We start from the raw sequence: 3928 nt of genomic DNA, 5'->3' as shown, positions 1-3928 counted from the left end.
TAGCCACCGCGGCACAGTTTCGTGTTACTGAGGACCAAACGAACTCTAGTAATACGCGTGCTAGTGTGGTGTTTACCCCTTCTACAGTGCCTCCAGCGATTAGCAATACAGGACTGGTGAACAACCCCAACCCAACGGCGGGCGTGATGATCAAGGTAGAAGGCGCCAGCGTGATGGCGCCCGTCACCACATTGGCTGCCGGTGTCAAAGCCACTTTTTATTTAGATGATGCCAAGCCAGGGCAGCAACTGCAAGTGCTGACACGTGACGGACGTCAGCTTTTAGGTCAAACGCTGAGTGAGACTGAAAAAGCGCAAATTATTAAATCTGAAAACGGATTTGTTCCCGATTCCAACTACAGCAACGCGTACCTCAATAAATCTAACAAAGACGGTTACCGTGCCATGGATGTTTTTTATGGCGCCATGGCCAAAGTGCGTTATGCACAAGTGTTTGACCGTAACGGTGTAGCTGCTGCACCAGTACCAAAAACAGCGCAACTTGTTACTTCTCGTATTACCGATAACGAGCCTGGCACACAAATTCAGGCGGGCGCCACAGTGCTCAATGGGGTGACTATGCCAGCACTGGAAACACAACTTAATACCCCTTTGTCTCCTTCTGATGTGGTGGCATGGGTCAATGGCAAGTCTCAAGTGAAAATTTCACAGCCTGCATTTAGCGAGTTTGCCTTCAAGGTCGGCGGTGTTGCTTTAAAAATAACCGCTCTCAATGATACGAATGGATTAAATGCGCTAGCTAACGACTTGCAAGCTAAATTACGGGTAGCAGATTTAACAAATAACCTTTCCGTCAATATTGCCAGCAATGGAATCGATTTGGAAGTGCGTGACGCTTTGGGCCGATCCATCAGCGATGTTGTGCTGACGCCAAGCACAGGTTATGAATTTGGCGGCGATTTTATTGTTAGCAACAGCCTAACTTCTCAAACGGGTGTGAAAGCTACCGTTTTCAATGACATCCGCGTACCGGCGCAGCAGCTTGATTTCAAAAGACCATTAAAAATCAATGGACATACCGTTGCGCCTGGCTTTAAAGACGTGACATCTTTGGTTACCGCAATAAACAGCACTACAAATATTGGCGTAATCGCTAGCGTGCAACAAGGTGATCTGGTTATCAGCGCCATACCAACAGGTCAATCCATCATTATTAATCCGACACCAACTGTGCAAGGTGATGGCAATGTTCTTGGAATTACTCCCACTACCTATAACGGACAGGTTCGTATGGACCAAGTAGTGCGTGACTTACATATTTTTAGTACCAATATTGATTACAACAAAAAACTTGAAATCAATGGGTCGACTATTGATATGTCAGGTAAACCTCAGAGAACTTTAAGTACTTCTTTTGCATCTACTTCAGACTCTATAAATAATGGGGTTGCATTTAACCTCTCGTTGTCTGTTGGTGGTGTAACAACGCCAATTGCAATAACAGCTGATAACGCTACACCTCTCGGGGTCGTTAGCGCCATTAACGCCACCAATCCACTATTACCAGTTAAGGCGCAGCTTGTAAGGTCTACAACTGCCGCCGTGCCCTCTACGGCCTCGTTTACAAGTCCTTCTTTTGGCACGCCACCCGCACTTACCGACTTCACTGGGTTTTCGATCAATCTAGACACAACCATTCTGAATATAAGTAGCTTAAACCTGCAAACTACAGATCTTGATGGTCTTGCATCAGCGCTGCAAATCAAGCTTAGAGAAGCAGATGAAAATACATCCAACATAACAGTTTCAGTTATCAACGGATCTGAATTAAAAATTACTGACGCCCTAGGCAGAGAAATAACGAATCCTGAATTGACTGCTGGCGGCGCAAATGGCGCAACCGCTGGCTCGCAACTTGCCATCATTAACGGATCTCCAGAGGCTAATACATATGAAATAATTTTGACGGGCGCTTCTGGCAGTGCGAATGCATTCACCATGACAAGCACGGTTAGCGATTTGAGTTTTAGTACAAACGTGCAGCTGGCTTCAGATGCATCTACGATTCCTACTCTTCAGGGATTAGTAGACCAAATCAACAGCACACGCAAAACTATTATTGATCCACAAGACCCAGCTTGTACGATTGACGTTGGTATCGGCGTAAAAGCCTCAATTGGTTTGTATGGCGACTTGGTGCTTAGCACGATCGACCCTAACGGTACCGATCCAATTTCCATCGGCCCTGCAAATAAGGCCAACGGCATCATTGAGCAAAACGCATTAGGCCTCGATCCGATCGACTACACCTTAGAAGAGCGTTTGAAGTTGCAGTTGGCTGCAGATCCTGATAAAGCGTCTATCCGTTTCTCATTTGGTACCTATGGAGACCCAGTGCGTACCGGTTCTCCTGCAGACCTGGCAAAAGCCGGCTTGCGAACGGGTGCTTATATCGAGGGTGGCTCTGTAGACGACTTGCTTGTTTTTGTGACGGGGCAGGGCAAGACTTCTGTGGCTGCAAGCTACTCAGGTGAGCCTTTGAATGTGCGAGATAACTTACGCAACCAGTCTTTGGTGGTGAAGTTCACCAAGCCTGATCGCTACACCATCATCGACGCCAAAACGGGTACTGAATTGGCAGACCGCCATTACGACCCAAATGTGTTGGAGCCATTGATCGACTTTGAAGGTTTGCAAATCAAACTCAGCCATGCACCGAATGTGGGTGACAGCTTTCAAGTCGACGGTAACCACGATGGTTTGGGTAACAACATCAATATGTTAGACATGGTCGACTTGGCTAAAAAGCCAGTCATCGCTGGTAAATCTCTAGCCAATACCTATATTGACCAAATTAACAACGTGGGTAACTTGGCCCAACAAGCCACCATCACACAACAGGCTTTGACCGTGGTGCACGACCAATCGGTTGCAGCTCGCGACAAAGTTTCTGGCGTCAACTTGGACGAAGAGGCCGCTGCTTTGATCCGTTACCAACAGGCCTACCAAGCGTCTGCCAAAGCATTGCAAATATCGGGCACCTTGTTTGACTCGATCGTACAAATTCGTTGATAGAGGCACGACATTATGAAAATCTCCACCACCCTCTACTTTGACCGCGCCAACCAACAGTTGGGCGATGTGCAAGGCGAACTAGCCAAAACACAAGAGCAGTTATCGACGGGCAAGCAAATTGTTAAACCCAGTGATTCACCCGATAAAGCCTCTTTGGTAACAAGGCTTGAGTCTGAACTCGCGCGCCAAGCCAGCTACCAGAGCACGTTAAAAACAGTCAACACCCGTTTGCAAGCGTCAGAGACTGTTTTAAGAAACACCAGTGATGTGTTGGTGCGTATCAAAGAAATCGCTATCCAAGCCGCCAGCGACACTTTGTCGCCTGCAGACCGTCAGTCGATTTCTTTAGAAATCAGCTCACTCAAAGACCAAATGCTGAGTTTGGCCAATACCCAAGACACCAACGGCAATTATTTGTTCTCTGGAAGCCGCGTGGGTTCACCCGCATTTTCTAAAGACGCCAAAGGTGTTGTGGTTTACCAAGGTGATGAGTCACGCATGAAGGTGGCAGTGGGTGACAACCGCCGTATGAACCTCAACATGCCTGGTGCTGATGCGTTTGTCAAAGTTGTGCGTGACGACGGCAAAGGCCACAAAATAGGTGTGGGGTTTTTCCAAGCGATTGATGACTTGGCCAACGCCGTTAAAAACTCAGACCACACGAATATGCAGCGCGGCATTGCTGACATAGACAGCTTGCAGCAAGGCGTAAGCGACGCCACCGCGCAAATTGGAACGGACATGAACGTGATCGACATGCAAAACAGCGTGTTGGATGAAATTACTCTGCGTTTGAAGACCACCAAATCTGATGCAGAAGACTTGGACTACACCTCAGCAATTACCAAAATGAACAAAGACCAACTGGCTTTGGAAGCTGCGCAGAGCAGTTT

General features: G+C 47.5%; 2 protein-coding genes. Both read left to right on the top strand.

Going from position 1 to position 3928, the window contains the following annotated elements; genetic code table 11:
- The first annotated feature begins 116 nt into the window (after positions 1 to 116).
- Complete coding sequence (locus AC9UEO_RS13420; RefSeq protein ID WP_509534514.1) at positions 117 to 3032, top strand: flagellar basal body rod C-terminal domain-containing protein; 2916 nt, start codon at positions 117 to 119, stop codon at positions 3030 to 3032.
- 15 nt (positions 3033 to 3047) lie between these two features.
- A partial coding sequence (gene flgL, locus AC9UEO_RS13415) for a flagellar hook-associated protein FlgL (RefSeq protein WP_509534512.1) occupies positions 3048 to 3928 on the top strand: 881 nt, incomplete at its 3' end.

The organism is Limnohabitans sp. (assembly GCF_040401495.1).
Classification (GTDB): Bacteria; Pseudomonadota; Gammaproteobacteria; order Burkholderiales; family Burkholderiaceae_C; genus Limnohabitans.
The sequence above is the reverse complement of the archived record's forward strand: the minus strand, read 5'-3'. Positions and strand labels throughout refer to the sequence as shown.